Origin of the sequence: Buttiauxella sp. BIGb0552 (assembly GCF_004366275.1) — a bacterium.
In the GTDB taxonomy this organism is placed as follows: Bacteria; Pseudomonadota; Gammaproteobacteria; order Enterobacterales; family Enterobacteriaceae; genus Buttiauxella; species Buttiauxella gaviniae.
Map to the genome: position 1 here is coordinate 347,208 of NZ_SODY01000004.1, position 25,306 is coordinate 372,513.

23 protein-coding genes, 1 tRNA gene and 1 pseudogene are annotated in these 25,306 nt (G+C 49.6%); 8 read left to right on the plus strand and 17 right to left on the minus strand.

Annotated elements, in window-relative coordinates; genetic code table 11:
* Positions 1-40: 40 nt before the first annotated feature.
* Positions 41-412, minus strand: coding sequence for a YbgS-like family protein (locus EDF88_RS13775; protein ID WP_134185187.1), 372 nt, complete (start codon positions 410-412; stop codon positions 41-43).
* A gap of 325 nt (positions 413-737) precedes the next feature.
* On the opposite strand from EDF88_RS13775, the gene aroG reads away from it, so the two are divergent.
* Complete coding sequence (gene aroG / locus EDF88_RS13780; RefSeq protein WP_134185189.1) at positions 738-1,790, plus strand: 3-deoxy-7-phosphoheptulonate synthase AroG; 1,053 nt, start codon at positions 738-740, stop codon at positions 1,788-1,790.
* A gap of 63 nt (positions 1,791-1,853) precedes the next feature.
* On the opposite strand, the gene gpmA is transcribed toward aroG, so the two are convergent.
* The 7 genes from gpmA to modE form a co-directional block, all read right to left on the minus strand.
* A complete protein-coding gene (gpmA, locus tag EDF88_RS13785) occupies positions 1,854-2,606 on the minus strand; it encodes a 2,3-diphosphoglycerate-dependent phosphoglycerate mutase (protein ID WP_064512586.1) in 753 nt (250 codons plus the stop codon).
* 209 nt (positions 2,607-2,815) lie between these two features.
* A complete protein-coding gene (galM, locus tag EDF88_RS13790) occupies positions 2,816-3,856 on the minus strand; it encodes a galactose-1-epimerase (RefSeq protein ID WP_134185191.1) in 1,041 nt (346 codons plus the stop codon).
* Complete coding sequence (gene galK, locus EDF88_RS13795) at positions 3,850-4,998, minus strand: galactokinase (RefSeq protein ID WP_134185192.1); 1,149 nt, start codon at positions 4,996-4,998, stop codon at positions 3,850-3,852. The genes galM and galK overlap by 7 nt, the downstream gene beginning before the upstream one ends.
* A gap of 3 nt (positions 4,999-5,001) precedes the next feature.
* Positions 5,002-6,048: a galactose-1-phosphate uridylyltransferase gene (galT, locus tag EDF88_RS13800; RefSeq protein ID WP_134185194.1), complete on the minus strand. Its 1,047-nt coding sequence runs from the start codon at positions 6,046-6,048 to the stop codon at positions 5,002-5,004.
* Between the two features lie 9 nt (positions 6,049-6,057).
* The gene (galE, locus tag EDF88_RS13805) at positions 6,058-7,074 is read right to left on the minus strand and encodes a UDP-glucose 4-epimerase GalE (protein WP_134185196.1); all 1,017 of its coding nucleotides are present in this window, start codon (positions 7,072-7,074) and stop codon (positions 6,058-6,060) included.
* 235 nt (positions 7,075-7,309) lie between these two features.
* Positions 7,310-8,779 (minus strand): molybdate ABC transporter ATP-binding protein ModF, encoded by a 1,470-nt coding sequence (gene modF / locus EDF88_RS13810; protein WP_134185198.1) that lies wholly within the window; start codon positions 8,777-8,779, stop codon positions 7,310-7,312.
* Between the two features lie 76 nt (positions 8,780-8,855).
* The gene (modE, locus tag EDF88_RS13815) at positions 8,856-9,647 is read right to left on the minus strand and encodes a molybdenum-dependent transcriptional regulator (protein ID WP_134185200.1); all 792 of its coding nucleotides are present in this window, start codon (positions 9,645-9,647) and stop codon (positions 8,856-8,858) included.
* Between the two features lie 128 nt (positions 9,648-9,775).
* Here modE and EDF88_RS13820 point away from each other — a divergent pair, with 128 nt between their 5' ends.
* Positions 9,776-9,925 carry an AcrZ family multidrug efflux pump-associated protein gene (locus EDF88_RS13820; RefSeq protein ID WP_064512573.1) on the plus strand — a complete coding sequence of 50 codons (150 nt, stop codon included), beginning with the start codon at positions 9,776-9,778 and terminating at the stop codon, positions 9,923-9,925.
* A gap of 32 nt (positions 9,926-9,957) precedes the next feature.
* On the opposite strand, the gene EDF88_RS13825 is transcribed toward EDF88_RS13820, so the two are convergent.
* The gene (locus tag EDF88_RS13825; protein WP_134185202.1) at positions 9,958-11,238 is read right to left on the minus strand and encodes a DUF445 domain-containing protein; all 1,281 of its coding nucleotides are present in this window, start codon (positions 11,236-11,238) and stop codon (positions 9,958-9,960) included.
* A 256-nt stretch (positions 11,239-11,494) separates the two neighbouring features.
* Between EDF88_RS13825 and umuD the strand changes: the two are divergent.
* Together umuD and EDF88_RS13835 are read left to right on the plus strand one after the other, a co-directional pair.
* A pseudogene (umuD, locus tag EDF88_RS13830) lies at positions 11,495-11,839 on the plus strand (translesion error-prone DNA polymerase V autoproteolytic subunit); the annotation flags it as partial.
* 2 nt (positions 11,840-11,841) lie between these two features.
* Positions 11,842-13,146 carry a Y-family DNA polymerase gene (locus tag EDF88_RS13835; protein WP_064512568.1) on the plus strand — a complete coding sequence of 435 codons (1,305 nt, stop codon included), beginning with the start codon at positions 11,842-11,844 and terminating at the stop codon, positions 13,144-13,146.
* A 38-nt stretch (positions 13,147-13,184) separates the two neighbouring features.
* Here the strand turns inward: EDF88_RS13835 and EDF88_RS13840 are convergent.
* The 3 genes from EDF88_RS13840 to EDF88_RS13850 form a co-directional block, all read right to left on the minus strand.
* Positions 13,185-13,261: transfer RNA gene (locus EDF88_RS13840), tRNA-Pro, on the minus strand.
* A 77-nt stretch (positions 13,262-13,338) separates the two neighbouring features.
* Positions 13,339-15,105: an LPS biosynthesis-modulating metalloenzyme YejM gene (yejM, locus tag EDF88_RS13845; protein ID WP_064512566.1), complete on the minus strand. Its 1,767-nt coding sequence runs from the start codon at positions 15,103-15,105 to the stop codon at positions 13,339-13,341.
* A 19-nt stretch (positions 15,106-15,124) separates the two neighbouring features.
* Entirely contained in the window at positions 15,125-15,352 is a 228-nt protein-coding gene (locus EDF88_RS13850; protein ID WP_034458713.1) for a YejL family protein, read from the minus strand.
* A gap of 200 nt (positions 15,353-15,552) precedes the next feature.
* Between EDF88_RS13850 and yejK the strand changes: the two genes are divergently transcribed.
* Positions 15,553-16,560 carry a nucleoid-associated protein YejK gene (gene yejK / locus EDF88_RS13855; RefSeq protein WP_064512564.1) on the plus strand — a complete coding sequence of 336 codons (1,008 nt, stop codon included), beginning with the start codon at positions 15,553-15,555 and terminating at the stop codon, positions 16,558-16,560.
* 49 nt (positions 16,561-16,609) lie between these two features.
* On the opposite strand, the gene rplY is transcribed toward yejK, so the two are convergent.
* Positions 16,610-16,894 carry a 50S ribosomal protein L25 gene (gene rplY / locus EDF88_RS13860; RefSeq protein WP_034497069.1) on the minus strand — a complete coding sequence of 95 codons (285 nt, stop codon included), beginning with the start codon at positions 16,892-16,894 and terminating at the stop codon, positions 16,610-16,612.
* Between the two features lie 125 nt (positions 16,895-17,019).
* Positions 17,020-18,780 (minus strand): DEAD/DEAH box helicase, encoded by a 1,761-nt coding sequence (locus EDF88_RS13865; protein WP_134185204.1) that lies wholly within the window; start codon positions 18,778-18,780, stop codon positions 17,020-17,022.
* Between the two features lie 185 nt (positions 18,781-18,965).
* Here EDF88_RS13865 and rsuA point away from each other — a divergent pair, with 185 nt between their 5' ends.
* The 3 genes from rsuA to EDF88_RS13880 all read left to right on the plus strand — a co-directional run bounded on the left by rsuA (position 18,966) and on the right by EDF88_RS13880 (position 21,577).
* The gene (gene rsuA / locus EDF88_RS13870; RefSeq protein WP_064512560.1) at positions 18,966-19,673 is read left to right on the plus strand and encodes a 16S rRNA pseudouridine(516) synthase RsuA; all 708 of its coding nucleotides are present in this window, start codon (positions 18,966-18,968) and stop codon (positions 19,671-19,673) included.
* 14 nt (positions 19,674-19,687) lie between these two features.
* Positions 19,688-20,884, plus strand: coding sequence for a Bcr/CflA family multidrug efflux MFS transporter (locus EDF88_RS13875; protein ID WP_134185206.1), 1,197 nt, complete (start codon positions 19,688-19,690; stop codon positions 20,882-20,884).
* A 345-nt stretch (positions 20,885-21,229) separates the two neighbouring features.
* Positions 21,230-21,577 (plus strand): YejG family protein, encoded by a 348-nt coding sequence (locus EDF88_RS13880; protein ID WP_134185208.1) that lies wholly within the window; start codon positions 21,230-21,232, stop codon positions 21,575-21,577.
* A gap of 16 nt (positions 21,578-21,593) precedes the next feature.
* Here the strand turns inward: EDF88_RS13880 and yejF are convergent, their stop codons facing one another.
* Genes yejF through EDF88_RS13895 form a run of 3 tightly spaced genes read right to left on the minus strand, consistent with a single transcriptional unit; the run spans position 21,594 to position 25,304 of the window.
* Entirely contained in the window at positions 21,594-23,183 is a 1,590-nt protein-coding gene (gene yejF / locus EDF88_RS13885; RefSeq protein ID WP_134185210.1) for a microcin C ABC transporter ATP-binding protein YejF, read from the minus strand.
* 1 nt (position 23,184) lies between these two features.
* Positions 23,185-24,210 carry a microcin C ABC transporter permease gene (locus EDF88_RS13890; protein WP_134185212.1) on the minus strand — a complete coding sequence of 342 codons (1,026 nt, stop codon included), beginning with the start codon at positions 24,208-24,210 and terminating at the stop codon, positions 23,185-23,187.
* Positions 24,207-25,304 carry a microcin C ABC transporter permease YejB gene (locus EDF88_RS13895; RefSeq protein WP_064512552.1) on the minus strand — a complete coding sequence of 366 codons (1,098 nt, stop codon included), beginning with the start codon at positions 25,302-25,304 and terminating at the stop codon, positions 24,207-24,209. The genes EDF88_RS13890 and EDF88_RS13895 overlap by 4 nt, the downstream gene beginning before the upstream one ends.
* Positions 25,305-25,306: the final 2 nt, after the last annotated feature.

Genomic DNA, 25,306 nt, shown 5'->3' on the forward strand with positions numbered 1-25,306 from the left:
AAAGGAGAGCCTAAGCTCCCCTTAATTTTCCGGGCTTAATTTACTGCGAGGTGCCGTCCACTTTCGTGTTCACGTCATCTCCGCTACCGGTTTCTACCTTTTTGTTCATATCCGGGCATTTCCCGTCCTTACACATCGAATTTTTATGGATTTCCTCTTTGCTCATTCCATCGTTGCTCATCCCGCTGCTGCTGGTTGAGCCATTAGGATGAAGCATAGTGCCGCCATTATTGATATTGCTATTATCGACGTTTTTGGGTGCGAGATTCTGATTCGCATCGGGTGCAACCTGGCCTGCTTCGGCACTTGCGTTTGCCTGGCCGTTATTGCTCCCGCTGGTTTCAGCGGCCATTGCAAGACTGCTTGCTACAGAAAGGGTTGCTGTCAGGAAAAGTGCAGTTAATTTATTCATTTAATGCTCCTGTTATGGTCGTTATTGCTGGATAACTTCTTCCAACAGTGCACTGGCTTTATTCTGTGCCTGGTACTTTTGTCGGCTTAATATGTCAGCCATGAAAGCCGCATCAGAATACAATTTTGCTAATTGAGTGTTTTTCAGTGTTAACAATTAAAAATTGTAGCGGGAAACCGGGTTTTTACCATTTTTTGACGCTTTTTAGGTCATTTCCAGGAATATTCTGCCTGAAGTGTAAAAGCCCGTTTACACTTCAGGTCTGAAGCGATAGATTGAAGGGATTGCAACTAAGCTAAATCTCAAGGCCATTCCCGGAAATATCATGAATTATCAGAATGACGACTTACGCATTAAAGAAATCAACGAACTTTTACCGCCAGTAGCGCTGCTCGAAAAATTCCCCGCCACTGAAAAAGCCGCCGCAACTGTATCTGGTGCGCGCAATGCGATTCATAAGATTCTGAAAGGAAATGATGATCGTCTGCTGGTTGTCATTGGCCCTTGCTCAATTCACGATATCAAAGCGGCGAAAGAGTATGGCGCGCGCTTGTTGACACTGCGTGAAGAATTGCAAGGTGAGCTGGAAATCGTTATGCGTGTCTACTTCGAAAAACCACGTACAACGGTGGGCTGGAAAGGTTTGATCAACGATCCACATATGGACAGCAGCTACCAGATCAACGATGGCTTGCGTATTGCCCGTAAGTTATTGCTGGATATCAACGACTCTGGTCTGCCAGCGGCAGGTGAGTTCCTGGATATGATCACCCCGCAGTATCTGGCGGACTTGATGAGCTGGGGTGCCATTGGTGCACGTACTACAGAATCTCAGGTTCACCGTGAACTGGCGTCTGGCCTTTCATGCCCGGTTGGCTTCAAAAATGGCACAGACGGGACCATGAAAGTTGCGATCGATGCGATCAATGCAGCTGGTGCGCCGCACTGCTTCCTGTCTGTGACCAAATGGGGCCACTCTGCTATCGTGACTACCAGCGGAAACGGCGACTGCCACATCATCTTGCGCGGCGGCAAAGAGCCAAACTACAGCGCAGCGCATGTGGCTCAGGTGAAAACCGATCTGCAAAAAGCTGGCCTGCCTGCCCAAGTGATGATCGACTTCAGCCACGCGAACAGCAGCAAGCAATTTAAGAAGCAAATGGAAGTGTGCGCAGATGTTTGCCAGCAAATTTCTGGTGGTGATGCCGCGATTACTGGTGTGATGATTGAAAGTCACCTTGTAGAAGGCAACCAGAACCTGGAAGGTAGTGAGCCGCTGGTTTATGGCAAGAGCGTGACCGATGCATGTATTGGTTGGGAAGATACCGAAACTGTACTGCGCCAGTTAGCTGATGCAGTAAAAGCACGCCGCGGCTAAGTTTTAACGCGATAACAATAAAAAAGGCGTGGTGAGAACCACGCCTTTTCCACATCTAACGAATTACTTCGCTTTACCCTGGTTTGCTACCGCTGCGGCTTTTGCTGCGATTTCATCAGCATTGCCCAGATAGTAACGCTTCAGCGGTTTGAAGTTCTCATCGAACTCATATACCAACGGCACGCCAGTTGGGATATTCAGCTCAAGAATTTCGTCTTCGCTCAGGTTATCGAGGAATTTAACCAATGCACGCAGTGAGTTACCGTGAGCGGCCACAATCACACGCTCACCGCTTTTCATGCGTGGCAGAATGGTTTCGTTCCAGTAAGGGATAACGCGATCGATAGTTAGCGCCAGGCTTTCAGTTACCGGCAACTCTTTATCGCTCAGGCTTGCATAACGTGGGTCATGGCCTGGGAAACGTTCGTCATCACGCGTCAGTTCTGGAGGTGTGATCGCAAAGCCACGACGCCATTGCTTAACTTGCTCATCACCGTATTTCTCAGCAGTTTCTGCTTTGTTCAGACCCTGAAGTGCACCGTAGTGGCGCTCGTTCAACTTCCAGGACTTCTCAACTGGCAGCCATGCCTGATCAAGTTCATCGAGGATATTCCACAGTGTATGGATGGCACGTTTCAGCACTGAGGTATAAGCAAAATCGAAAGAGTAACCTTCATCTTTCAGCAGTTTACCTGCAGCTTTCGCTTCAGTTTTACCTTTCTCAGATAGATCAACGTCATACCAACCTGTGAAGCGGTTTTCGTTGTTCCACTGGCTTTCACCGTGACGAACCAGAACCAGCTTAGTAACAGCCATAGTTTACTCCTTAATAAGCCTGCGATTAATGATAACGATTATCATTATATTGCCGCGAAGGGGCAAGCGGCAATGCTAAACGTTTAACATAGCGAAAAAGAGTGTGGAGTGTAAGTTGGATGTGAATGGTTGTTATATTTTTGTCGCTAAATGGTGGGAAATCCAGCGATCAGAATAAGAATCGCCCTCCATTGCGGAGGGCGAGAAATTTAAAGTGCAATAAACTCGTATTCCGTAACGCTTAAATACTCTTCATTTGGCTGTAACCAGCAATCGGGTTGTGGCCATTCAGGGTGATTTGGGCTGTCCGGCAGGAACTCGCTTTCGAGCGCCAGGCCCTGATAAGCACTATAGGTACCTTGCTCTCTTGCTGGCGTTCCTTCCAGGTAATTGCCACTATAAAACTGTAGGGCAGGGGCTGTGGTATAGACCGTCATTTGCAGTTTATTATCGCTCGACCAGACGTGTGCAGCTGGTTGGCTGACATCGCCTTGCGCCTGCAACAAGAAAGCGTGGTCGTAGCCTTTCACCAACAGCTGGTCGTTGTCATGCAGGAAATCGTCGGCGATAGTTTTTGCCGTGCGGAAATCAAATCCTGTATTCGTAACATCGGCAAGTCCAGCTTGTGGGATACCGTTGCTATCGACTGGTAAATAGCTATCCGCCAGCAATTGAAGACGATGTTGGCGAATATCGTTTTGCTTACCATCGAGATTGAAATAAGCGTGATTAGTCAGATTTACCGGGCATGGTTTACTGGTTTTGGCACGGAATTCGACGGTGATGCAGTTATCTTCGGTAAGCGCATAACGCGCAGTTGCGCGCAACTCGCCGGGGAATCCCTGGTCGCCATCTTGAGAATCAAGTGTATATAGCACTTCATGCTCATTCTGGCGCACAATCCGCCAGCGGCGTTTGTCAAAACCATCAGGTCCACCATGCAACTGATGTGCACCCTGATTTGCTGTCACGTTAATAGTGACGCCATCGCGCTCAAACTGGCTGTTCGCAATGCGGTTGGCATAACGGCCGACAGTGGCGCCCAGATAAGCGGCCTGATTCAGATAATCTTCTGGCGTTTCACAGCCAAGCAGCGTTTCACGCACCGTTCCATCTTTCATCGGCACGCGGCATGACAGCAAGGTTGCGCCCCAGTCCATTACTGTGACCACCAGCCCCGCACTATTGCGCAGGGTGGAGATGCGGAAGGGCTGCCCGTCAGGTGCGAGCTGTGGTGTTTCTTTTAGCATTGGCCTGCACCCTCCGAAGGTTTGCATACATAGAAGGTTTCTTTGATACCGGTTTTCGCTTCGTACTGTTTTTCGACAGCCTGTTTAACCGTTGGAACCAAATCTTCCGGAATCAGCGCCACGATACAACCACCGAAGCCGCCGCCGGTCATACGCACGCCGCCTTTGTCACCGATAGTGGCTTTGACGATTTCAACTAAGGTGTCGATTTGCGGCACGGTGATTTCGAAATCATCGCGCATAGAAGCGTGAGATTCAGCCATCAGCACGCCCATACGTTTTAAATCACCTTTTGCCAACGCATCAGCAGCTTCTACGGTGCGGATATTTTCAGTCAGGACATGGCGTACGCGTTTCGCAACAATCGGGTCAAGCTCATGAGCGACTTCATTAAACTTGGAGAGCTCAACATCGCGCAGTGCTTTCTGAGTGAAGAAACGCGCACCGGTTTCGCATTGCTCGCGACGAGTATTGTATTCACTGCCAACCAGAGTGCGTTTGAAGTTACTGTTGATGATGACCACAGCCACGCCTTTTGGCATTGAAACGGCTTTGGTGCCGAGCGTGCGGCAGTCGATCAGCAATGCATGATCTTTTTTGCCTAATGCTGAAATCAGCTGATCCATAATGCCGCAGTTACAGCCCACAAACTGGTTCTCTGCTTCCTGGCCATTCAGGGCAATTTGCGAGCCATCAAGTGCCAGGTGATATAACTTCTGGAACACCGTGCCCACTGCCACTTCCAGCGATGCCGATGAACTCAGGCCTGCACCTTGTGGCACGTTACCGCTAATCACTAAATCTGCACCGCCGAAGTTTTTATCGCGTTTTTGCAGATGTTTAACCACACCGCGAACATAGTTGGACCACTGCTGGGTGTCGTGGCTCATGATGGGTTTATCGAGCGAAAACTCATCTGTCTGGTTATCGTAATCGGCTGCGATAACACGCACCATGCGGTCATCACGCTTCGCGCAGCTGATAACCGTCTGGTAATCGATAGCGCACGGCAGAACAAAGCCATCATTGTAATCAGTGTGCTCGCCAATCAGGTTAACCCGGCCCGGAGCCTGAATTGTGTGGGTCGCCGGATAACCAAATTGTTCGGCAAAGATGTGTTGGGTTTTATCTTTCAGACTCATTTTTTATTCTCCGGATTGGCGAAAGTGAATATCGGATACGGCACGCAAGCGTTCTGCGGCTTGCTCTGCGGTTAAATCACGTTGCGTTTCAGCCAGCATTTCATAGCCGACCATAAATTTACGCACTGTTGCGCTACGCAGCAGTGGCGGATAGAAATGGGCGTGTAACTGCCAGTGACCATTTTCCTCACCGTTAAACGGTGCACTGTGCCAACCCATGGAATACGGGAATGAGCACTGGAAAAGGTTGTCGTAACGGCTGGTCAGTTTTTTCAATGCCAGCGCCAAATCACTGCTCTGTTCGGCGCTAAGATCGGTAATACGCAGAATATGTGTTTTTGGCAGCAGCAGCGTTTCGAACGGCCACGCGGCCCAGTAAGGCACTACGGCAATCCAGTGTTCGGTTTCTACCACCGTACGGCTGCCGTCTTTAAGCTCACGCTGTGCGTAATCGACCAACATCGGCGAGCCTGTTTCGGCAAAGTATTCACGTTGCAGCACATCTTCACGCGCCACTTCGTTTGGCAGGAAGCTGTTTGCCCAAACCTGGCCGTGCGGATGGGGGTTGGAGCAGCCCATAGCAGCGCCTTTGTTTTCAAAAACCTGCACCCACGGAAAGGTTTTACCCAGATCCGCAGTCTGTTCCTGCCAGGTTTTGACCACTTCTTCAAGTGCTGTTACGGAAAGTTGCGGTAGCGTTTTGCTGTGATCTGGGGAGAAGCAGATAACCCGGCTGGTACCGCGAGCGCTTTCACAACGTAAAAGTGGATCGCTGTTTTCAGGTGCGTCTGGGGTGTCCGTCATCAACGCGGCAAAGTCGTTAGTAAAAACAAAAGTGCCGGTATATTGCGGATTTTTATCGCCAGTGACGCGCGTATTTCCGGGACACAAGAAACAATCCGGATCGTGCGTCGGTAATGTTTCCTGTGATGGTGTTTCCTGGGCCCCTTGCCATGGGCGCTTAGCCCGATGCGGAGAGACCAGAATCCATTGTCCAGTTAGTGGGTTAAAACGGCGATGTGGATGATCCACCGGGTTAAACTGCTCCATCACATTTCCTTAGTCTGGATAACCTTGAGGATGGCGAGACTGCCAGCGCCAGGTATCATCTGCCATTTCTTGCAGAGTCCGGCTGACACGCCAGTTAAGTTCTTGGTCGGCTTTGGAGGCATCTGCCCAATAAGCGGGGAGATCGCCTTCACGGCGCGGGGCGAAGTGATAATTCACCGGCTTTCCGCAAGCGGTACTGAAAGCGTTGATAACGTCCAGCACGCTGCTACCGATACCTGCACCGAGGTTATAGATATGCACGCCAGGCTTGCCTTGTAGTGTTTGCATTGCTGCAACATGGCCATCGGCAAGATCCATCACGTGAATGTAGTCGCGCACGCCAGTACCGTCTTCGGTTGGGTAATCGTTACCAAAGACTGCCAGTGAATCACGACGTCCTACTGCAACCTGCGCGATATAAGGCATCAGGTTGTTTGGAATACCTTGCGGGTCTTCACCCATATCGCCTGACGGATGCGCACCTACCGGGTTGAAGTAACGCAGCAGCGCCACGCTCCAGTTCGGCTGGGCTTTTTGCAAATCAGCCAGAATCTGTTCAACCATTAACTTGCTGCGGCCATATGGGCTTGCAGGTGTGCCGGTTGGGAAGCTTTCAACGTAAGGGATTTGCGGCTGGTCGCCATAAACTGTGGCAGATGAGCTGAAGATGAAGTTGGTGACATTAGCCGCGCGCATGGCAGAAATCAGGCGCAAGGTGCCAGTAACATTGTTGTCGTAATATTCCAGCGGCTTGTTAACCGATTCGCCAACGGCTTTGAGCCCGGCAAAATGGATAACCGCATCAACCTGGTGATCGTGGAAAATTTCAGCCAGCAATGCTTCATCACGGATATCGCCGTCAATGAACAAAGGGTGTTTGCCACCAAGGCGCTCAATGACTGGCAATACACTACGCTTACTGTTGCATAGATTATCCAGGATGACGACGTCATGGCCATTCTGTAGTAATTGCACACAGGTATGACTGCCTATGTAACCGCTACCACCTGTTACCAATACTCTCATTTTGCTCTCCATTACGCGTATGGTATGTATTAAACATAGCATAACAGAGATGGCAAAAGTGTGACATGGGATAAATTAGTGGAATCGTTTACACTGATATATCAACAGCAACCTTTAACAGTAAAAATGATTATAAAACAAATGGTAGCTACGAGGATGTTGCGGGTTGTCTGAAAGTAGGGTGGCTAAACGAAAACATAGCCACCCCGACGGAAAGAGCTTTGTCGTTCAGGCGCTATAAATCTTCAAACTCGTAGCGATACGCATCGTCACTGGCAACGAAAGTCAGCCGCTTAGTGATGCATTCAGGCGCGTCTTCGGCATGGTGAGAGACAAACAGCAACTGGGTTTCTCCTTCGCCAATCAAAATATCAATGAAACGGCGCACTAACTGGCGGTTTAGCGGATCCAGGCCCTGCAACGGTTCATCCAGAATTAACAATGTCGGGTGTTTAACTAACGCACGGGCAATAAGTGCAAGGCGTTGTTGGCCCCAGGATAAGCTGTGGAACGGTGCATCAGCGATGGCATTGTCCATGCCGAGCATGTTCAGCCATTCACTGGCGAGTTTTTGCTGGCGGTCAGAAACGGCCTGATAAATACCAATCGAATCAAAATATCCCGAAAGAACCACGTTTCTTACTGTGGTGCTCACGCGATAATCCAGATGTAAGTTACTGCTGACGTAACCGATATGCTTTTTGATATCCCAGATGGTTTCACCGCTGCCACGCCGACGGCCAAACAGCGTTAGATCGTTGCTGTATCCCTGGGGATGATCACCAGTTACCAGGCTTAATAATGTCGATTTACCCGCCCCGTTGGGGCCAACAATTTGCCAGTGTTCACCAGGGTTTACCGTCCAGGAAAGCTGGTGCAGGATAGGTCGGTCATTATATTCCACCACGCCATCACGCAGAACAATGCGCGGCTGATCGGCAGGCAGAGTGTAACGAGCGCTTGGGTCATCAGCTTCCGGCAGCGCAACGCCTGCTAGTTTTTCGCTGTGGGCAAGTTGCGCGATTAACGCCTGTTCCAGTAGTTTTTGTTTTTCGCCCACTTCAATCAACGCGCAATCTGCCAGCACGCCAGCATGCTGTACAAAATCAGGGATTTCATCGAAGCGGTTAAGCACCAGCACCACGGTGTAACCCTGCGTGCTTAGTTCACCCAATAGCCCTGCCAGTTGTACACGGGAATGCACATCCAGACCGTCAAACGGTTCGTCGAGAATCAGCAAATCAGGTTGTGACATCAGCGCCTGGCAGAGCAGCGTTTTGCGCGTCTCTCCGGTTGAAAGGTATTTAAAACGGCGAGTCAGTAACGGGGTAATGCCAAAAAGCTGGGCAAGTTTCTGGCAGCGGTTTTCATCTTTGACTTCATCCTGAATAATTTCTGCCGTCGTGCGGCCAGTGTCGTCTTCGTCCGGGCTCAACAGGTCAGTGTTATTGCGCTGCCATTCATCGCTGACTAATTTTTGCAGTTGTTCAAAAGAAAGATGAGCAATGCGAGAAAACGAGCACTGGCGCTCGCCTTTCTGTATAGGTAGGGAACCCGCAAGTGCGCGGGCGAGGGCTGATTTCCCACTACCGTTAGCACCCACAAACGCCCAGCTTTCACCGGCGTTAACGGTTAAATCATTAAGGGCCAGAGTTCGGGTATCGCTAAGGTGAAAGACCCCTTGCGAAATTTGCAACGTCGACATAGAACATCCCATTTTTTGCAGTCATTAAATTCAGATTTACGGATTGCCTGTCTTGTTGTCAATTCGCCAGGTTTTTTTAGCACAGAGTTGCGATAATCACGCGATCGGCATTAAAAAATGCTATGACTTCAGCACCTTCTACCAGCTTCTGGATTTCCACCACGTTATTTGGAACGGTAGCGCACAGCGTTTGCCCGTCAGGTAATTGCACCAGAACTTCGCTTTGCTCCGCACCTTGCTGAATATTGCTGACAATGCCGGTGAGCTGGTTGTCTGCGCCGCTGGCACGTTTTGCATCGGTGGTGATTTCCACCCACGGCGCTTTAATCAGTACAAGGACTTCTTTGCCTTCGCTCAAACCCAGGCGTTCTGCGCTTTGACGCGTAATTGCTGCTTGCAAACGTGTTGTGCCATCAGCCAGTAAGATATCCACGTGCTGTTGTACTTGTTCGCCATCCCGATGCAATACCGTGCCGAAAAGCTGATTACGGGCGCTGGTTTGCAATGAGAATCGTGAAATGGCTGCGAGCAGACTATCGAGCGGCAATGCGTCATCACGCAGCACATCAAAGGCTTTTTGTTGGATTTGCGCGAGCAGTTCATACAGTTGGATAAGACGCTCACCATAGCGTGTAAGTATCGCGCCGCCACCGCCTTTACCGCCTGTCGCTCGTTCAACTAATGTCTCATCGCTTAACTGATTCATCTCATTGATGGCATCCCAGGCACTTTTGTAGCTGATGCCTGCAAGCTTCGCACCCTGGCTAATTGAGCCGGTATGTTGTATTTGTTTAAGTAGCGCGATACGACGTGGATCGGCGAACAGCCGCTGCTGGAGTTTCAGCGTCAGTAAAATTTCAGCTTGCATAACCTCTCCGCAATAATGAAAACGCCATTTTCCTCTATTGCGCGGGGTTGGGCAAATCGCACAAAAGGAGAGTGCGTTTTTCTGTCAGGTCGTTAGAATAGCCGTTCTCACTTTTGTTGGAGGCATCCATGTTAGAGTTATTGAAAAGCTTGGTGTTTGCCGTGGTCATGGTGCCAATCGTTATGGCGGTGATTCTCGGTCTTATCTATGGATTGGGTGAAGTCTTTAACGTCTTCTCAAAAGTCGGTCACAACGACCAACCGAAACAAAACCATTGATTCTCTAACGCCCGCTGATGCGGGCGTTTTCTTTATAAGTTCAGTAACGGTAGCACCGCTGGTATCTGCGATAGCAGGTACAACACCAGCCCGATTGATCCCCCAACCAGCGTGCCGTTAATACGGATAAACTGTAAGTCTTTACCGATATTCAGCTCGATTTGCCGCGACATATCCTGCGCATCCCAACTTTTGACCGTGTCGCTAATATGACGCGTCAGGAACGTAGCAAACTCAGGTGCGATCTTTTGTACTGCCTGCTCCAGATGCTCGTTTAATGAAGCGCGTAACGCGCTGTCGGCAACTAGCGTTTCCCCAAGCCACTGTCCAGCCTCAGCAATTCGCTGTTTCACGCGCGAGTCCTCAGCATTAACATCAACCTTCAGCCATTGCCGCAAATCGCCCCAAAGTTCGCCCAGATAGCGGTTAAATGCCTCATCCTCTTTCAAATAACTCTTGATGCTGTCTGCTTTTTCCGCCATTTGCGGCGAGTGCTTAAGTTTCTCGATAAGCTTTAATGTGGCTCGATCGAATGCCTGGCGGATCTGGTGGCCTTGATCGTGGCTGACATCATCAAGGAACGAGTTGACCGCATTGGAAACCAGCTGGGCGCTATGTTCCCCCAGCCATTCTGTCGGCAGAATGCTGGCTTTACGTGGGTGCTCCGTTTCCAGCCAGCGGACAATTTGGTGGGCAATAAACGCCCGCGTACTCTCACGTTTAATCAGTGTGAGCATTTGAGCAATCACTGCGTCGAGCAATTCCTGATGGCGGTTATTTTTGGTCAGGCTTTCCAGCAATAGAGCGCTTGAATGTGTTAAATCGACTTTATCAATCGCTTTGTGTACCGCCTGGCGGATCAACCGCTGAATACGCGCATCGTCTGTCAGATCCAAAAATGCGCTCATCACTTGCAACAGATGCTGGCCAACGCGCTGGGCGTTATCGGGCTTGCTGAACCACTGGCCAATCATATGTGCCGGTTCGTGGCGGCGAATCAGTGCTATGAGTGATTGAGTATCAAGAAACTTTTCCTGCACAAAGATGCCCAGATTGTCACCAATGCGGTCTTTGTTACGCGGAATAATCGCCGTATGGCGGGAAATAAAAGGAATCGGCACGCGATGAAACAACGCGGTAACGGCAAACCAGTCAGCGAGTGCACCGACCATAGCAGCTTCAGCAATCGCTTTTAAGCCGCTAACCCAGAATCCCGGTGGCAAAAAGAGGGTTATCACAAAAGTCACTGCCGCAATCAGCAGCAAGGAAAGCGCAAGGCGCTTGGTGCGTTTCAGTTCAGTCATTTTCTCCATCAACTAAGCATAGAACGGTGAGGACTGAAGCGGTAGGGCAAATTTGGGGTGCGATTCATCTTGCTCTTTTTCTGCTAATTAAATTCTCCACGTCTTCAAATCGTTATAAGAATCTGCCTGCAAGTGACTTGATCGACCCATGCATTTAACGATACTGTATATATATACAGTATTTGTTCGTGAGGGAATTTATGGCACCGCTAACTCGTTTTATTTTTTGCCAATCAACGACGTATGGAGCATGACTGTGGGGGCATTTCCATCACCCGCGCAGGATTATGCAGAACAGAGCATTGATGTTCGCCAACTGCTGTTCATTCACCCAACCGCCACGTACTACATGCGTGCATCTGACGATTCGATGATTGAGGGTGGTATCAGCAATGGCGATTTACTGGTGATCAATAGCGCAATAACGGCGGTACATGGCGATATTGTGATTGCAGCAATGAATGGCGAGTTTATCGTCAGGCAGCTACAACTCGGGGCCATTATCCATTTAATACCGCTCAATCGCGCTTACAAACCTATTCGCATTGGCAGCGATGAGGCGCTTGAGATATTTGGTGTCGTCACTTACATCGTGAAATCATTGAGGTAACCATGTTTGCTCTGGTTGATGTAAACAGCTTTTACGCAAGCTGTGAAACCATATTCAGGCCAGACCTGAAAGGTAAGCCAGTTGTGGTTCTCAGTAACAATGATGGCTGTGTTATTGCGCGTAACGCCGAGGCTAAAAACTGCGGTGTACAAATGGGCGGCCCTTACTTTAAGCAGAAAGAGCTCTTCCGACAAAAGGGCGTTATCGCTTTTAGTAGCAATTACGAGTTGTACGCTGATATGTCGCGTAGGGTTATGATGACGCTGGAAGAAATCTGCCCGCGAGTGGAGATTTACTCCATCGACGAAGCATTCTGTGATTTATCTGGCGTGAATAATTGTCGCAATCTGGCGGATTTTGGCCGGGAAATACGTACTACTCTTTTACAGCGTACGCATTTAACCGTGGGAGTGGGGATCGCCCAAACTAAAACACTGGCGAAGCTTGCTAATCACGCGGCGAAGAAGTGGCCGCTGAAAACGGGTGGCGTGGTTGACCTATCCAATGTTGATCACCAGCGCAAACTCATGCATGCATTACCGGTTAATGAAGTGTGGGGAATCGGTCGTCGTATCAGCAAAAAACTTGATGCCATGGGCATTCAAACCACACTGCAACTTGCAGATACTGATACCCGTTTTATACGTAAGCACTTTAGCGTGGTGCTCGAACGTACGGTCCGTGAACTGCGTGGTGAATCTTGCCTGGGGTTTGAAGAATTTGCTCCCACGAAACAGGAGATCATTTGTTCACGTTCGTTTGGGGAGCGTCTTACTGAGTATGAACACATGCGCCAGGCTCTATGTAGTTATGCTGCACGTGCCGCAGAAAAGTTAAGAGCCGAGCATCAGTATTGCCGCCATATTTCGGCTTTTGTCAAAACATCGCCATTCTCAGCAAGTGAACCTTACTATGGCAATCAGGCGATGGTGAAACTGCTGACACCCACCCAGGACACCCGCGATATTATCGCTGCAGCCACGCGTTGCCTGAACGTTATCTGGAGAAACGGTCACCACTATCAAAAAGCTGGAATTATGCTTTGCGACTTTTTTAGCCAGGGCGTTGCCCAGCTAAATCTCTTTGATGAAAACCCACCTCGAGCCAACAGTGACGCTCTGATGCAGACCATTGATGGTATTAATCAGAAGAAAGGCAAAGGAACGTTGTACTTTGCCGGGCAAGGGATAGAGCAACCTTGGCAGATGAAAAGAGACATGCTTTCACCACGTTATACGACACGTTGGTCAGATGTGCTGGTGATGAAAAGGAGTGGGCGTTTACCCCCATTCAAAATACAAACATAAAAAAAGCAGCCATAGTAGGCTGCTTTCTAAGATATTTCTGGTCGGCACGGAGAGATTCGAACTCTCGACCCTCGCCACCCCATGACGATGCGCTACCAGGCTGCGCTACGTGCCGAAGCATAAAAAATAATACTACTTATCTGGCGATCGTTTGCAAGACGGTTTATTGCTAACTGTTTCATAAATATACAATCAATTGGCAATAAAGCGCTTCTCATCAGTCAACACTTGCAGCAATAACCCAAGTTGAGGCTTGGTTTCTTTGATGATTTCGCCTTTCAAATCGTACATCCGGTAGTTGCCATTGTTATCAAGCACTAGCGTCATGGTCGGCAAAGTAATCGCAAGACTGTTGTTATCAGCACCTACTACCCAGTTATTACGGCGTGTTGCGGCAAACAAGTCTTCACCTTGTGAATACTCATTCGCTGGGTTTTTGACATGAAGCAGGCGCTGCATCAGCGTTGTCATGACATCCTGGTGATCGGTGAGTTTCGTAATGGTCTGTGCAGGTGTGCCCGGCCAATGGATAACCAGTGGCACCTGAATTCGTGAACGTGACCATGCGAAGGAGTCTTGCTGCTCTTTGCCAAGAGGCACACCGTGGCCTGCGGTAATAATCACAACTGTATTCTGGAGCTTGCCTGAGGCTTCCAGCGCATCAAGCACACGTTTGATTTGCTCATCAACGTTACCAGCTGCACGCGCATAGCGGCGAGCAAAGGCTTGCTGATTAGTATCTGCCGTGATGCTGGTGCCGTTAAAGGCAACCCACGAGAACCAACGGTTGTCATCAGATGCGTACTGCGTCAGCCAGTTAATCCATTGCGAGGCTGTTTGTCCGTCAGATTGGCTCTGCGCTGAAGGCAAAGAGAAGTCAGACAACAGAGCCTGGCGGTACATCGATGAGTCAAAACCATCGGAAGCGAACAGCCCCAATTGATAACCTTGCTGGTTCAATGCAGTAATTAATGCTGCTGGGATTCGGGCGGATAAAACACCGTCCATATACGCAGGCGAAATCCCATAGAACAGGCCAAAAATACCGCTGTCGGTACCGTTACCTGCACTCATATGTTGCTTGAAGCTAATGTTGCTGGCAGCAAACTCGTTGAGATTCGGCAAGTTTTTCGGCGCGTATTCAGCGTTCAGACCATCGACGGTAATCAGCAATACATTGTGGCCCGCGCCCATATCACGGAATTGCAGATCGCTAAGCGGGTACTGTACTGATACAGCTTCAGGATTACCCTGTTCCACCAGTCGACGTTGATACTCCTTCGCATCCAGCAAGCCATGTTTTTCGAGGAAACGACGGGCTGTCATTGGATAGGAGAGCGGCAAGTTGGCACGCTGCATGGTTACCGGGCGATAGAAATTGGCATCAGCCCAGATATACATAATATGGCTGCTGAAAAATGCGACAAAAAACAGCACAACAACAGGTTTTGCATAGTGTTTACGACGCCCAAGACTGCGCAGTTTCTGCCAGCTCCAGGTCGCAAACAGCATTTCAATCAATAAAATTACCGGTACGCTGATAAACATCAGCTGCCAGTCTCGCGCCATTTCACTCTGGTCTGGGTTAATCACCAGTTCCCAGACAATCGGATTAAGATGGAGATGGAAGCGAGTAAAGACTTCGCTGTCGATAAGCAGAAGTGTCATGCCTGCGGTAGCAAGCGCTGCCGAGATAAAGCGCATCAGGCGCTGTGACATGACAACGAAGGTCAGCGGGAAGAGAATCAGCAGATAAGTGGCGAAAACCACAAAACTAAAATGACCGATAACACTCAGCCAGGAATAGATACGACCCGTGAGTGTTGCCGGCCAGTCAGCGACAAATAGATAGCGGCTACCCAGCAGCGTTGCCAGCAGGATATTGAACAGGGCGAACCAATGTCCCCAACTGACCATCTGGGAAACTTTTTCGCGGTAGCGCTGACGATTAGTCACCATAACGTGTAACTACAATCCCTTAATGAGCTTTGTCTTCGCTCACGGAGGCTTGCAGTGCCTCTGCGAAAGAGCGAGCCAGCGAGCGGCGTTGAGCAGAAGCTACGCTGGTATTAATCAGGTTGGTGACCATATTTCCCAGTACCATCAGGGAAAGATCGGTTGGCGTTTGGTGCTTTTCCAGCACGCTCGCCAGTTCACTCAACAGTTCTTCGACGCGTTCGTCACTATAACGGGATATTTGTGGCATAAATTAACAATCAATTAGATTCAGGAAAGGGCGTTATCTTACCGTAGAAGGACCTGTTTTTCTGCTTTTTTATCTTTCCCCTTCATACTTCAAGCTGCACGTGCGTTAGCTGCCTTCTTGCCGCCCGAATTATTTAGGGGAGGTTGCACAAGGCTTCTGGCAATGGTTGAATACCGCCGAGTTTAAAAGGAGAGTTTATCATGAGTCTGGATATCAACCAGATTGCCTTACACCAGTTGATCAAACGCGGCGAACAGACACTTGAAGTCGTGCTGCGTGATTCTCTGTTGGCAACGAACGGCGCCGTAGAAGAAATGATGGCCGAATTGCACCGCGTATATAGTGCAAAAAATAAAGCATATGGTCTGTTCAGCGAAGAGAGTGAATTAGCGCAAGCCCTGCGTTCACAGCGAAAAGGTGATGAGGATTTCCTCGCCTTCAGCCGTGCTGCGACCGGTCGTTTACGTGATGAGCTGGCAAAATATCCATTTGCTGATGGCGGCATTGTGCTGTTTTGCGAATATCGCTACCTGGCGGTGGAATATTTACTGGTAGCGGTGCTGAATAATTTAAGCAGTATGCGCGTCAACGAAGAGCTGGATATTAGTTCCACGCATCATCTGGACATCAACCACGCCGATATTGTGGCGCGTATCGATCTGACCGAATGGGAAACCAACCCGGAATCCACGCGTTACCTGACTTTCCTGAAAGGGCGAGTGGGGCGCAAAGTGTCCGATTTCTTTATGGATTTCCTTGGTGCCAGCGAAGGTTTAAACGCCAAAGCGCAAAACAAAGGTTTGTTGCAAGCTCTGGATGATTTCACCAACGAAGCGCAGCTGGATAAAAATGAGCGTCAGGCCGCGCGTCAGCAGGTTTATGCATACTGCAACGAGCAACTCCAGTCCGGGGAAGAGATTGAGCTTTCTTCGCTGGCTGATGAGCTACCGTGGGCGGTTGATGATAAAAACTTCCAGCAGTTCACGGCGGATAAAGGCTATGAACTTGAAGAAAGCTTCCCGGCCGATCGCAGCACGCTGCGCCAGTTAACCAAATTCGCCGGTAGCGGTGGCGGGTTAACGATTAGTTTTGATGCGATGCTACTTGGCGAGCGTATTTACTGGGATCCAGCGACTGACACGCTGACCATTAAGGGCACGCCACCGAATCTGCGTGACCAGTTACAACGTCGCAGTTCTGGAAAATAGCCATAAAAAAACCCGCCGAAGCGGGTTTTTTTTCGAACTAAATTCGCGATTAAGCGCGAACGAAGTCGATGTGGCTCAGTTTTGGCTTGAACGGGTGACGCTGAACAGCCTGAACTTTAACCTTAACTTCTTTACCGTCTACAACCAGAGTCAGAACTTCTTCGTAGAAACCTGGTTTAGCTTGCAGGTTCATTACGTTGTCGTGATCCAGTTCGATAGAGATCGCAGCTTCGGAACCACCATAGATGATTGCCGGGAATTTGTTAGCTGCACGCAGGCGGCGGCTCGCACCCTTGCCCTGCTCTTTGCGTTCTACTGCATTGATAGTAAACATTAACTGTTTCTCTCTTAAATAATCCTGTTACAGGCGACCCAGCAACAGGTAAGTGATCTGCTTTGCGGATGCAAAAGCGGGCGCATTATAGCCATTCCACGCGACATCAGCAATTAAAAGAACCTTTAGCCACGTAATTCATTTGCCCGGCGGAAGCGTCCTTCATAATCAAATACCTTTTCCCGCACGTTCCAGAAGTTGCCGTTCTTACGTGCGACGACAAAATCCGGGTGGCGGAGCGCAGATTGCTGAGCCACAACATCAGCGGCGTTTATCCAACGTAGCGGCACGCCGGGTGCACGGCTATGTGGCCGAATAAATAGCTGCTCGAAAGCCATACGTTGGGCGGGTGTTTGCAGGCGGAAGCGCTCGCTAACATCTGCACCGTCTTCATCAAAATAGGTAATCTTCAGCCAGTCACCTTTTTCGTCGCCACCGTGTTGCAGCGTCATTCCGCCACAGCGCAGCACCAGGGCATCTTTCAATTTCAGCGCGGCTTTTAACATATCGTCGGGATCGACCAGAACATGGTCACACTGATGGCAACGACGGGCGGCAATATCGTTCTCTGCATTACATTGCGGGCAATTTTTAAAGCGGAAGCGGTAATCGCACTGCTCGCGGGTTCCGTCATCATCTTCAAACCAGCCCTGGCAGCGGCGGCCAAAGTGTTCAATTAACTTGCCGTCGCTGGTGGTCTTGCCCCAGAACGTGTTGGCAAAACCGCATGAAGGGCAGAAAACCTGCACGGGCACGTTATCGCTTTTACCTTTCGCAGCACCGACTTCTGGAGTGAACAGATCGTGGGGATTTCCGGCGTAATCCAGTATCAAGCAATCTTTTTTACCGGGAGCCAGGCGCAGGCCACGACCTACAATTTGCTGATACAGGCTGACGGATTCTGTCGGGCGCAAAATGGCGATTAAATCAACATGGGGCGCGTCAAAGCCTGTGGTAAGTACCGACACGTTCACCAGAAAACGGAATTGCTGGTTTTTAAACGCTTCGATTAATGTATCGCGGGCAGGGCCTGGGGTATCTGCGGTAATCAGAGCCGCATCGTTTTTAGGCAGCAGCGCGGTGACTTCTTTGGCGTGCTCAACGGTTGAGGCAAAAACCATCACGCCGCACCTGTCGGCGGCAAACTCAACAATCTGGCTGACGATATGTGGGGTAATACGCTTTTGCTGTTTCAGTTCACGGTTAAGGTCGGCTTCGCTGAGTAAACCGTTCGATTGTGCCTGCAAGCGGCTAAAATCGTACTGCACCACGGGCATATCGAGGCGCTCGGGTGGCGTTAAATAGCCGTGCTTAATCATGTAACGCAGCGGTAATTCGAAAATGCAGTCACGGAAAAGGGCATTTTCATTGCCACGAACCATGCCGTGATAGTGAAAATGGTAGATCCAGCCTTTCCCCAGCCGATAAGGTGTTGCGGTCAGGCCAAGCAGACGCAGTTTAGGATTCGCGGTGCGTAAATGGGCGAGAATTTGCTGATATTGGCTGTCGTCAGAATCACCGATACGGTGGCATTCATCGACAATCAACAACGAAAACTCGCCGTGGAATTGCTCAAGATTGCGGGCTACGGACTGGACGCTACCGAAAACGACTTTGCCGTTGCTCTCTTTGCGTTGCAGACCGGCGGCGAAAATATCGGCTTCCAGGCCAAGCGCGCAATATTTAGCGTGGTTTTGCGCGACCAGCTCTTTAACGTGTGCAAGTACTAACACTCGCCCTCGCGCCACACGGGCAAGTTCGGCAATCACCAGACTTTTTCCCGCGCCCGTAGGCAGCACAATCACCGCTGGGGTGATGTTTTTACGGAAGTAGTGCAGCGTGGCGTCTACTGCTTCTTGTTGGTAGGGGCGTAAGGTAAAGGACATTATTGATCAGGTCTGTGAAACATCAGCGGCGATTATGGCATGAAACAGGGTTTTAGCTTGAGAGACTTTTCTATCCGGCTATACTGGCAAACTAATTAACAGGCAAACGAATTTTACCCATATAAACGGGCTGATGCCCGGCCAGCGGTTTTGTCCTGGTACCTCTTAGAAACAGGCAATATTTAATGCGACTCGATAAATTTATCTCTCAGCAGCTTGGCGTGAGCCGTGCTATCTCTGGCCGTGAAATCCGCGCAAGCCGTGTCACGATTGACGGTGAAGTGGTGCGTGACGCTTCTTTTAAACTGAACCCTGAGCACCAGGTGGAGTTTGATGGTCGTTCACTGACTCAGCAAGTTGGCCCGCGTTACTTTATGCTTAATAAGCCACAAGGTTACGTCTGCTCAACGGAAGACCCGGATCACCCAACCGTGCTCTATTTCCTCGACGAACCAATGGCGCACAAACTGCATGCTGCTGGGCGTCTGGATATCGACACCACCGGTCTGGTATTGATGACTGATGATGGTCAATGGTCACACCGTATTACTTCTCCGCGTCACCATTGTGAAAAAACTTATCTGGTGACACTTGAGAATCCGATCTCCGACGACACAGCAGAACAATTCACCGCTGGCGTTCAATTGCATAATGAAAAAGATCTGACGCTGCCTGCAACACTTGAAGTGATTACTCCGCTTGAAGTGCGTTTGACCATCAGCGAAGGCCGTTACCACCAGGTAAAACGTATGTTTGCGGCGGTAGGCAACCATGTGGTTGGCTTGCATCGTGAACGCATTGGCGCAATTGCTATGGATGCAGATCTCGCACCCGGCGAATACCGCACATTAACCGAAGAAGAAGTTGCCAGCGTTGGCATGCCGCCACGTTAATTCCAGGAGGAAGCTTGAGCAGTAAGCAAAACTCGTCAATTGGTATTGTGGTGATACTTGGCCTGCTGGCCATGTTAATGCCGTTATCAATAGATATGTATTTACCGGCCCTGCCGGTTATTGCCTCGGAATTTGGCGTGCCAGCGGGCAGCGCACAAATGACGTTAAGTACCTATATTCTTGGCTTTGCTATTGGGCAGCTATTTTATGGCCCGATGGCAGACAGCATTGGCCGTAAGCCGGTGGTACTTGGCGGTACGCTTGTCTTTGCGGCGGCAGCAATTGCTTGCGCGCTCTCACAAACGATTGATCACCTGATTGCTATGCGTTTCCTGCATGGCCTTTCTGCTGCAGCGGCAAGCGTGGTGATCAACGCCCTGATGCGCGATATTTATCCAAAAGAAGAGTTCTCGCGCATGATGTCGTTTGTCATGCTGATCACCACCATTGCACCGCTTGTTGCACCCATGGTCGGCGGGGCAGTGCTCGTATGGTTTAGCTGGCATGCAATCTTCTGGATCCTGGCACTGGCAGCACTGCTTGCATCAGCGATGATTTTCTTCCTGATCCACGAAACGCTACCTGTTGAACGCCGTCAGAAGTTTCACTTACGAACCACGATAGGCAACTTTGCGACGCTGTTCCGCCATAAACGCGTGCTCAGTTACATGCTGGCGAGTGGTTTTAGCTTCGCGGCAATGTTCTCATTTTTGAGTGCCGGGCCGTTTGTTTACATTGAACTCAATCACGTTGCACCACAGCATTTTGGTTACTACTTCGCGCTTAACATCTTGTTCTTGATTGTGATGACGCTAATTAATAGCCGCTTCGTACGCCGTTTCGGCCCGCTGGCGATGTTCCGCTTTGGCTTGTTTGTCCAGTTTGCTATGGCTATCTGGCTGGTACTTAGTACGATGCTGGGGTTCGGTTTTTGGTCGATGGTATTGGGTGTGGCGGCATTTGTTGGTTGCGTTTCAATGGTGTCGTCAAACGCGATGGCGGTCATTCTTGATGAGTTTCCACATATGGCGGGAACAGCTTCTTCGCTGGCTGGCACGTTTCGTTTCGGTATCGGCGCATTAACCGGCGCGCTGCTATCCTTTGCGACTTTTAATTCTGCGTGGCCGATGATTTGGTCGATTGCCGTGTGCGCGACTTGCTCCATTGTGTTCTATCTCTACGCCAGCCGCCCGCGCTTAAACACTAAATAATCCTAAAGTAGGAAAACGGGTATCGCCAGGTACCCGTTCTTTAATCCAAATCAACGAAATCCTCTCACAAACGCCTACAATTTGTTTCTCAAATGTAAACGTATCAACAACAAAAAGTCATATTCTTGTAGTTAAAAAGGTTGAGTTACATCGCAGAAAGCGTTACATATAGCGCCGAAATGTGTGCGGCACCACAAAAATAAAACACTAAATATGAAATGGTAGACAAATAATTACAACGGATGTAAGCGGTTTCCAGGTTGTTTACACACAAAGCATCAACATTGTGTTAACCTTTATGTAAACTGTTTGTGAAATAATTTTGGATTTTTTGGGGACACCACAGTGAATACGTTACAGCTTTCCATTGTTCATCGCTTACCACATAGATATCGCTGGTTGGCGGGTTTTGCAGGTTCCAGAGTTGAACCGATTCCGCAAAATGGTCAGAACGCTGAAAATTGTCTGATTGGCCTGAAATTACTTAGCGACAACAATAGTGATTCAGCCTGGCCGACCATGCACAAATTGAGCATGGCGCTGAGAGATATCGAAGTGGATTCTGCCGTCGTGGAATGCGAAGGTCAGCCATGCCTGTTTGTTAACCGTCAGGATGAGCAAACTGCAACGTGCAGGCTTAAGAACTTCGGCGTGGCTATTGCTGAATCTTTCTCCAGCACTAATCCCTTTTGATTCTTAAGCTTGCAAATCAAGCAAGCGCGAGTAACTGGCGTGTATATTCCGTCTGAGGTGCTGCAAAAATTTGCCGGCATGCTCCTTGCTCAACGACTTCTCCCTGCCTCAGTACCACTACCTGGTGGCATAACGACTTCACTACTCGCAAGTCATGGCTGATAAAAATGTAGGCCAACTGATGCTTTTCTTGTAACGACTTCAGCAACGCAAGTATTTGTGCTTGTACGGAGCGGTCGAGCGAAGAAGTCGGCTCATCAAGAATGATTAACTCAGGTTGCAAAATCAACGCTCTGGCAATGGCGATACGCTGTCTTTGTCCGCCAGAAAATTCTGCCGTATAACGATGCATTGTTTGCGGATCTAATCCCACCTCCTGCATTGCCACGATGACTTTTTGCTCACGTTCTGCCGCAGTTAACGCAGGCTGATGCACGCGTAAACCTTCTTCAATTATCTGCAAAACATCCAGACGTGGATTCAACGATGAGTTCGGATCCTGGAAAACGACCTGTATGCGGTGACGCAGTGGCAGCAGCTTTTTGCGATTAAGCTCATGGAGCGGTTTGCCATCAAACCATATCTCACCACTGGAATTAATTAGGCGTAGCAACGCAAGCCCGGTCGTACTTTTACCTGATCCTGACTCTCCAACCAAACCGATGCTTTCACCGGCACGCAGCGTAAAACTTAGGTCTTTTATTCCGTAGTTATAACCGATGGTTTTCTTAAGCAACCCGCGACGAATAGGGAAGGCGACCTGCAATCCTTGAACGGTCAATAGCGGCTTGCTGCTCTCATCTACGGGACGTGGGCTACCTGTGGGCTCTGCGTTCAGCAGTTGTTGCGTGTAAGGATGCTGCGGTGCTGATAACAGTTTATCTGCGGAGTTTTGTTCAACACATTTACCGTTGCGCATGACGGCAACGTTATCCGCCAGCTTTTTGACGATATTCAGATTATGGGTAATGAACAGCAATCCCATATTCAGCTCTTGTTTGAGTTCTTTGAGCAGTTGCAGAATTTGTGCCTGCACCGTGACATCCAGAGCAGTTGTTGGCTCGTCGGCAATAAGTAATTCTGGGCGAGTCAGCAGCGCCATGGCAATCATCACGCGTTGGCGCTCACCACCAGAAAGCTGGTGGGGGAAATCAGTTAAGCGATTTGCCGCATTACGAATACCAACCCGGTCCAGGCACGTTAACATTTCGGCACGAGCGGCTTCACGGCGCATTCCACGATGTAGCGATAACACTTCATAAAGCTGCTTTTCAATATTGTGCAGCGGGTTTAGTGAAACCATCGGCTCTTGAAAAATCATGGCGATTTTGTTGCCACGTACACTTCGAAGCGTGCGTTCAGGAGCATGTAATAACTCCTGCCCTTTAAAGAGAATCTCACCCGCCGGATAAACAACTGGCGGTGCCGGTAACAGACGTAGCACCGATAACGCCGTGACGCTTTTCCCTGATCCTGATTCACCGACTAATGCGAGTGTTTCACCGGCATTCACCTCAAGGGATAAATCGTCCACCACTTGCACAATGGTGTCGCCGTTTCGGAAAGCCACGGATAAATTCTTTATGGACAGCAGTGGAGTCGTCATATCAGTGCGCCTTGCTCGGATCGAAGGCGTCGCGCACTGCTTCGCCGATAAAAATAAGTAACGTCAGCAATACTGCCAGCGAGAGAAATGCAGTGATGCCAAGCCACGGAGCCTGAAGGTTATTTTTGCCTTGCAGCAACAGCTCACCGAGGGATGGGGAACCAAGTGGCAAACCGAAGCCCAGGAAATCCAGTGAGGTGAGGGTGGTAATCGAACCGCAAAGAATAAACGGTAAGAAAGTGAGGGTGGCGACCATGGCGTTGGGCAGCATATGGCGTGTGATTATCGACCTGTCGCTGACACCCATTGCCTGTGCCGCGCGAATGTAATCGAAGTTCCGGGTGCGCAGAAACTCTGCACGTACCACTCCCACCAGACTCATCCAGCCAAACAGCACCGTAATCCCCAACAGCCACCAGAAATTAGGCTGGATGACGCTTGAAAGCAGGATTATCAAGAACAGTGTCGGCATTCCAGACCACACTTCGATAAATCGCTGCCCCCATAAATCAACCCGCCCGCCATAATAGCCCTGAACCGCACCGGCAAGTATCCCAATCACGCTGGAAAAGAGTGTCAGCATCAGGCCGAAAAGAATAGAAATGCGTGTGCCGTAGAGAATGCGTGCCAGTACATCGCCACCGTTGGCGTCAGTTCCTAGCCAGTTTTGGGAACTTGGCGGTGAAGGGAAGGGGACCGTGGTGGCAAAGTTAATGGCGCTAGAGCCAAAGCGAATCGGTGCCCAGATTACCCAACCTTTTTGGCTCAGACGTTCTGCAAGCCACGGGTCCTGATAATCAGCAGGGGTTGCTAGAGGCCCGCCGAAATCACTTTCACTATAATTGGCAATAAAGGGGAAATAGAGGCGTTCCTGGTAGTGAACGATCAATGGACGATCGTTAGCAATAAGCTCGGATCCGAGACTAAGTACAAACAGAATGGCGAAAATCCATAATGACCAATAGCCGCGTTTGTTTTGACAAAATCGAGCCCAACGGGCCTGAGTCACAGGACTTAAACGGCTCATCCACGCCCCTCAAAATCAATACGCGGATCGACCAGCGTGTAAGTAATGTCGCTCAAAATGTTCAACAGCAAACCAATGAGCGTAAATATGTATAGCGTGCCAAACATCACCGGGTAATCGCGTGAAATGGTTGAGTCATAGCCCAATAAACCCAGGCCATTTAGCGAGAACATCACTTCGATTAGCAGCGAACCGGTAAAAAACATACTGATGAACGTGGCAGGAAAACCGGCAATAACTAATAGCATGGCGTTGCGGAACACATGGCGATAGAGGATTTTCTTTTCACTCAGCCCTTTGGCGCGGGCTGTAACCACATATTGTTTACGAATTTCATCAAGAAACGAGTTCTTCGTCAGCATGGTTAAGGTCGCAAAGCCACCTACCACGGTTGCCACCACCGGCAAGGTGATGTGCCAGAGGTAGTCAAAAATTTTGCCGTACCACGGTAAGGTATCGAAATTGGTCGACACCAACCCGCGTAGCGGGAACCAGTCCAGATAACTGCCGCCGGCAAACAATACAATCAGCAAAATTGCGAATAAGAATGCGGGAATGGCGTAGCCAATGATAATAAAAGTGCTGCTCCAGATATCAAAACTGCTGCCATTGCTGACGGCTTTTCGTATGCCGAGTGGGATCGACACAATATAGATAATCAGCGTGCTCCATAGGCCAATCGAGATAGAAACCGGCAGGCTCTCTTTAATCAGATGGATAACGGATGCGCTGCGAAACAGGCTGTCACCGAAGTCAAAACGCAAATAATCGCCAAGCATTTTGAAGTAACGTTCATGGATCGGTTTATCAAAACCATAGCGATGAGTGATTTCAGCAATCACTTCCGGGTCGAGACCGCGCGCACCTCGGTACTGGCTGTCACCAACGTTACCCACGCCAACACGCGCGTGGCCGCTGCCCATAGTGTCAGCGGTCATACCGGGCACACCTGAACCATGGCCAAACTGAATTGCTGCAATAGCCTGATCTACAGGGCCGCCTGGTGCTATCTGTACGATGAAAAAGTTGATGGTGATAATTGCCCACAACGTGGGGATTATCAGCAACAAGCGACGTAACAGATAACTTCCCATAT

Excerpts from the sequence above, each read along its gene's own strand:
- modE (WP_134185200.1), bottom strand. The coding sequence starts at position 9,647 with ATGCAAGCTGAAATTTTACTGACGCTGAAACTCCAGCAGCGGCTGTTC.
- EDF88_RS13850 (WP_034458713.1), bottom strand. The coding sequence starts at position 15,352 with ATGCCACAAATATCCCGTTATAGTGACGAACGCGTCGAAGAACTGTTG.
- aroG (WP_134185189.1), top strand. The coding sequence starts at position 738 with ATGAATTATCAGAATGACGACTTACGCATTAAAGAAATCAACGAACTT.
- galM (WP_134185191.1), bottom strand. The coding sequence starts at position 3,856 with ATGCTAAAAGAAACACCACAGCTCGCACCTGACGGGCAGCCCTTCCGC.
- EDF88_RS13890 (WP_134185212.1), bottom strand. The coding sequence starts at position 24,210 with ATGAGCCGTTTAAGTCCTGTGACTCAGGCCCGTTGGGCTCGATTTTGT.
- yejM (WP_064512566.1), bottom strand. The coding sequence starts at position 15,105 with ATGGTGACTAATCGTCAGCGCTACCGCGAAAAAGTTTCCCAGATGGTC.
- rplY (WP_034497069.1), bottom strand. The coding sequence starts at position 16,894 with ATGTTTACTATCAATGCAGTAGAACGCAAAGAGCAGGGCAAGGGTGCG.
- EDF88_RS13895 (WP_064512552.1), bottom strand. The coding sequence starts at position 25,304 with ATGGGAAGTTATCTGTTACGTCGCTTGTTGCTGATAATCCCCACGTTG.
- galE (WP_134185196.1), bottom strand. The coding sequence starts at position 7,074 with ATGAGAGTATTGGTAACAGGTGGTAGCGGTTACATAGGCAGTCATACC.
- modF (WP_134185198.1), bottom strand. The coding sequence starts at position 8,779 with ATGTCGACGTTGCAAATTTCGCAAGGGGTCTTTCACCTTAGCGATACC.
- yejF (WP_134185210.1), bottom strand. The coding sequence starts at position 23,183 with ATGACGACTCCACTGCTGTCCATAAAGAATTTATCCGTGGCTTTCCGA.
- galK (WP_134185192.1), bottom strand. The coding sequence starts at position 4,998 with ATGAGTCTGAAAGATAAAACCCAACACATCTTTGCCGAACAATTTGGT.
- gpmA (WP_064512586.1), bottom strand. The coding sequence starts at position 2,606 with ATGGCTGTTACTAAGCTGGTTCTGGTTCGTCACGGTGAAAGCCAGTGG.
- EDF88_RS13865 (WP_134185204.1), bottom strand. The coding sequence starts at position 18,780 with ATGTCCTTTACCTTACGCCCCTACCAACAAGAAGCAGTAGACGCCACG.
- rsuA (WP_064512560.1), top strand. The coding sequence starts at position 18,966 with ATGCGACTCGATAAATTTATCTCTCAGCAGCTTGGCGTGAGCCGTGCT.
- EDF88_RS13820 (WP_064512573.1), top strand. The coding sequence starts at position 9,776 with ATGTTAGAGTTATTGAAAAGCTTGGTGTTTGCCGTGGTCATGGTGCCA.
- galT (WP_134185194.1), bottom strand. The coding sequence starts at position 6,048 with ATGGAGCAGTTTAACCCGGTGGATCATCCACATCGCCGTTTTAACCCA.
- yejK (WP_064512564.1), top strand. The coding sequence starts at position 15,553 with ATGAGTCTGGATATCAACCAGATTGCCTTACACCAGTTGATCAAACGC.
- EDF88_RS13825 (WP_134185202.1), bottom strand. The coding sequence starts at position 11,238 with ATGGAGAAAATGACTGAACTGAAACGCACCAAGCGCCTTGCGCTTTCC.
- EDF88_RS13775 (WP_134185187.1), bottom strand. The coding sequence starts at position 412 with ATGAATAAATTAACTGCACTTTTCCTGACAGCAACCCTTTCTGTAGCA.
- EDF88_RS13835 (WP_064512568.1), top strand. The coding sequence starts at position 11,842 with ATGTTTGCTCTGGTTGATGTAAACAGCTTTTACGCAAGCTGTGAAACC.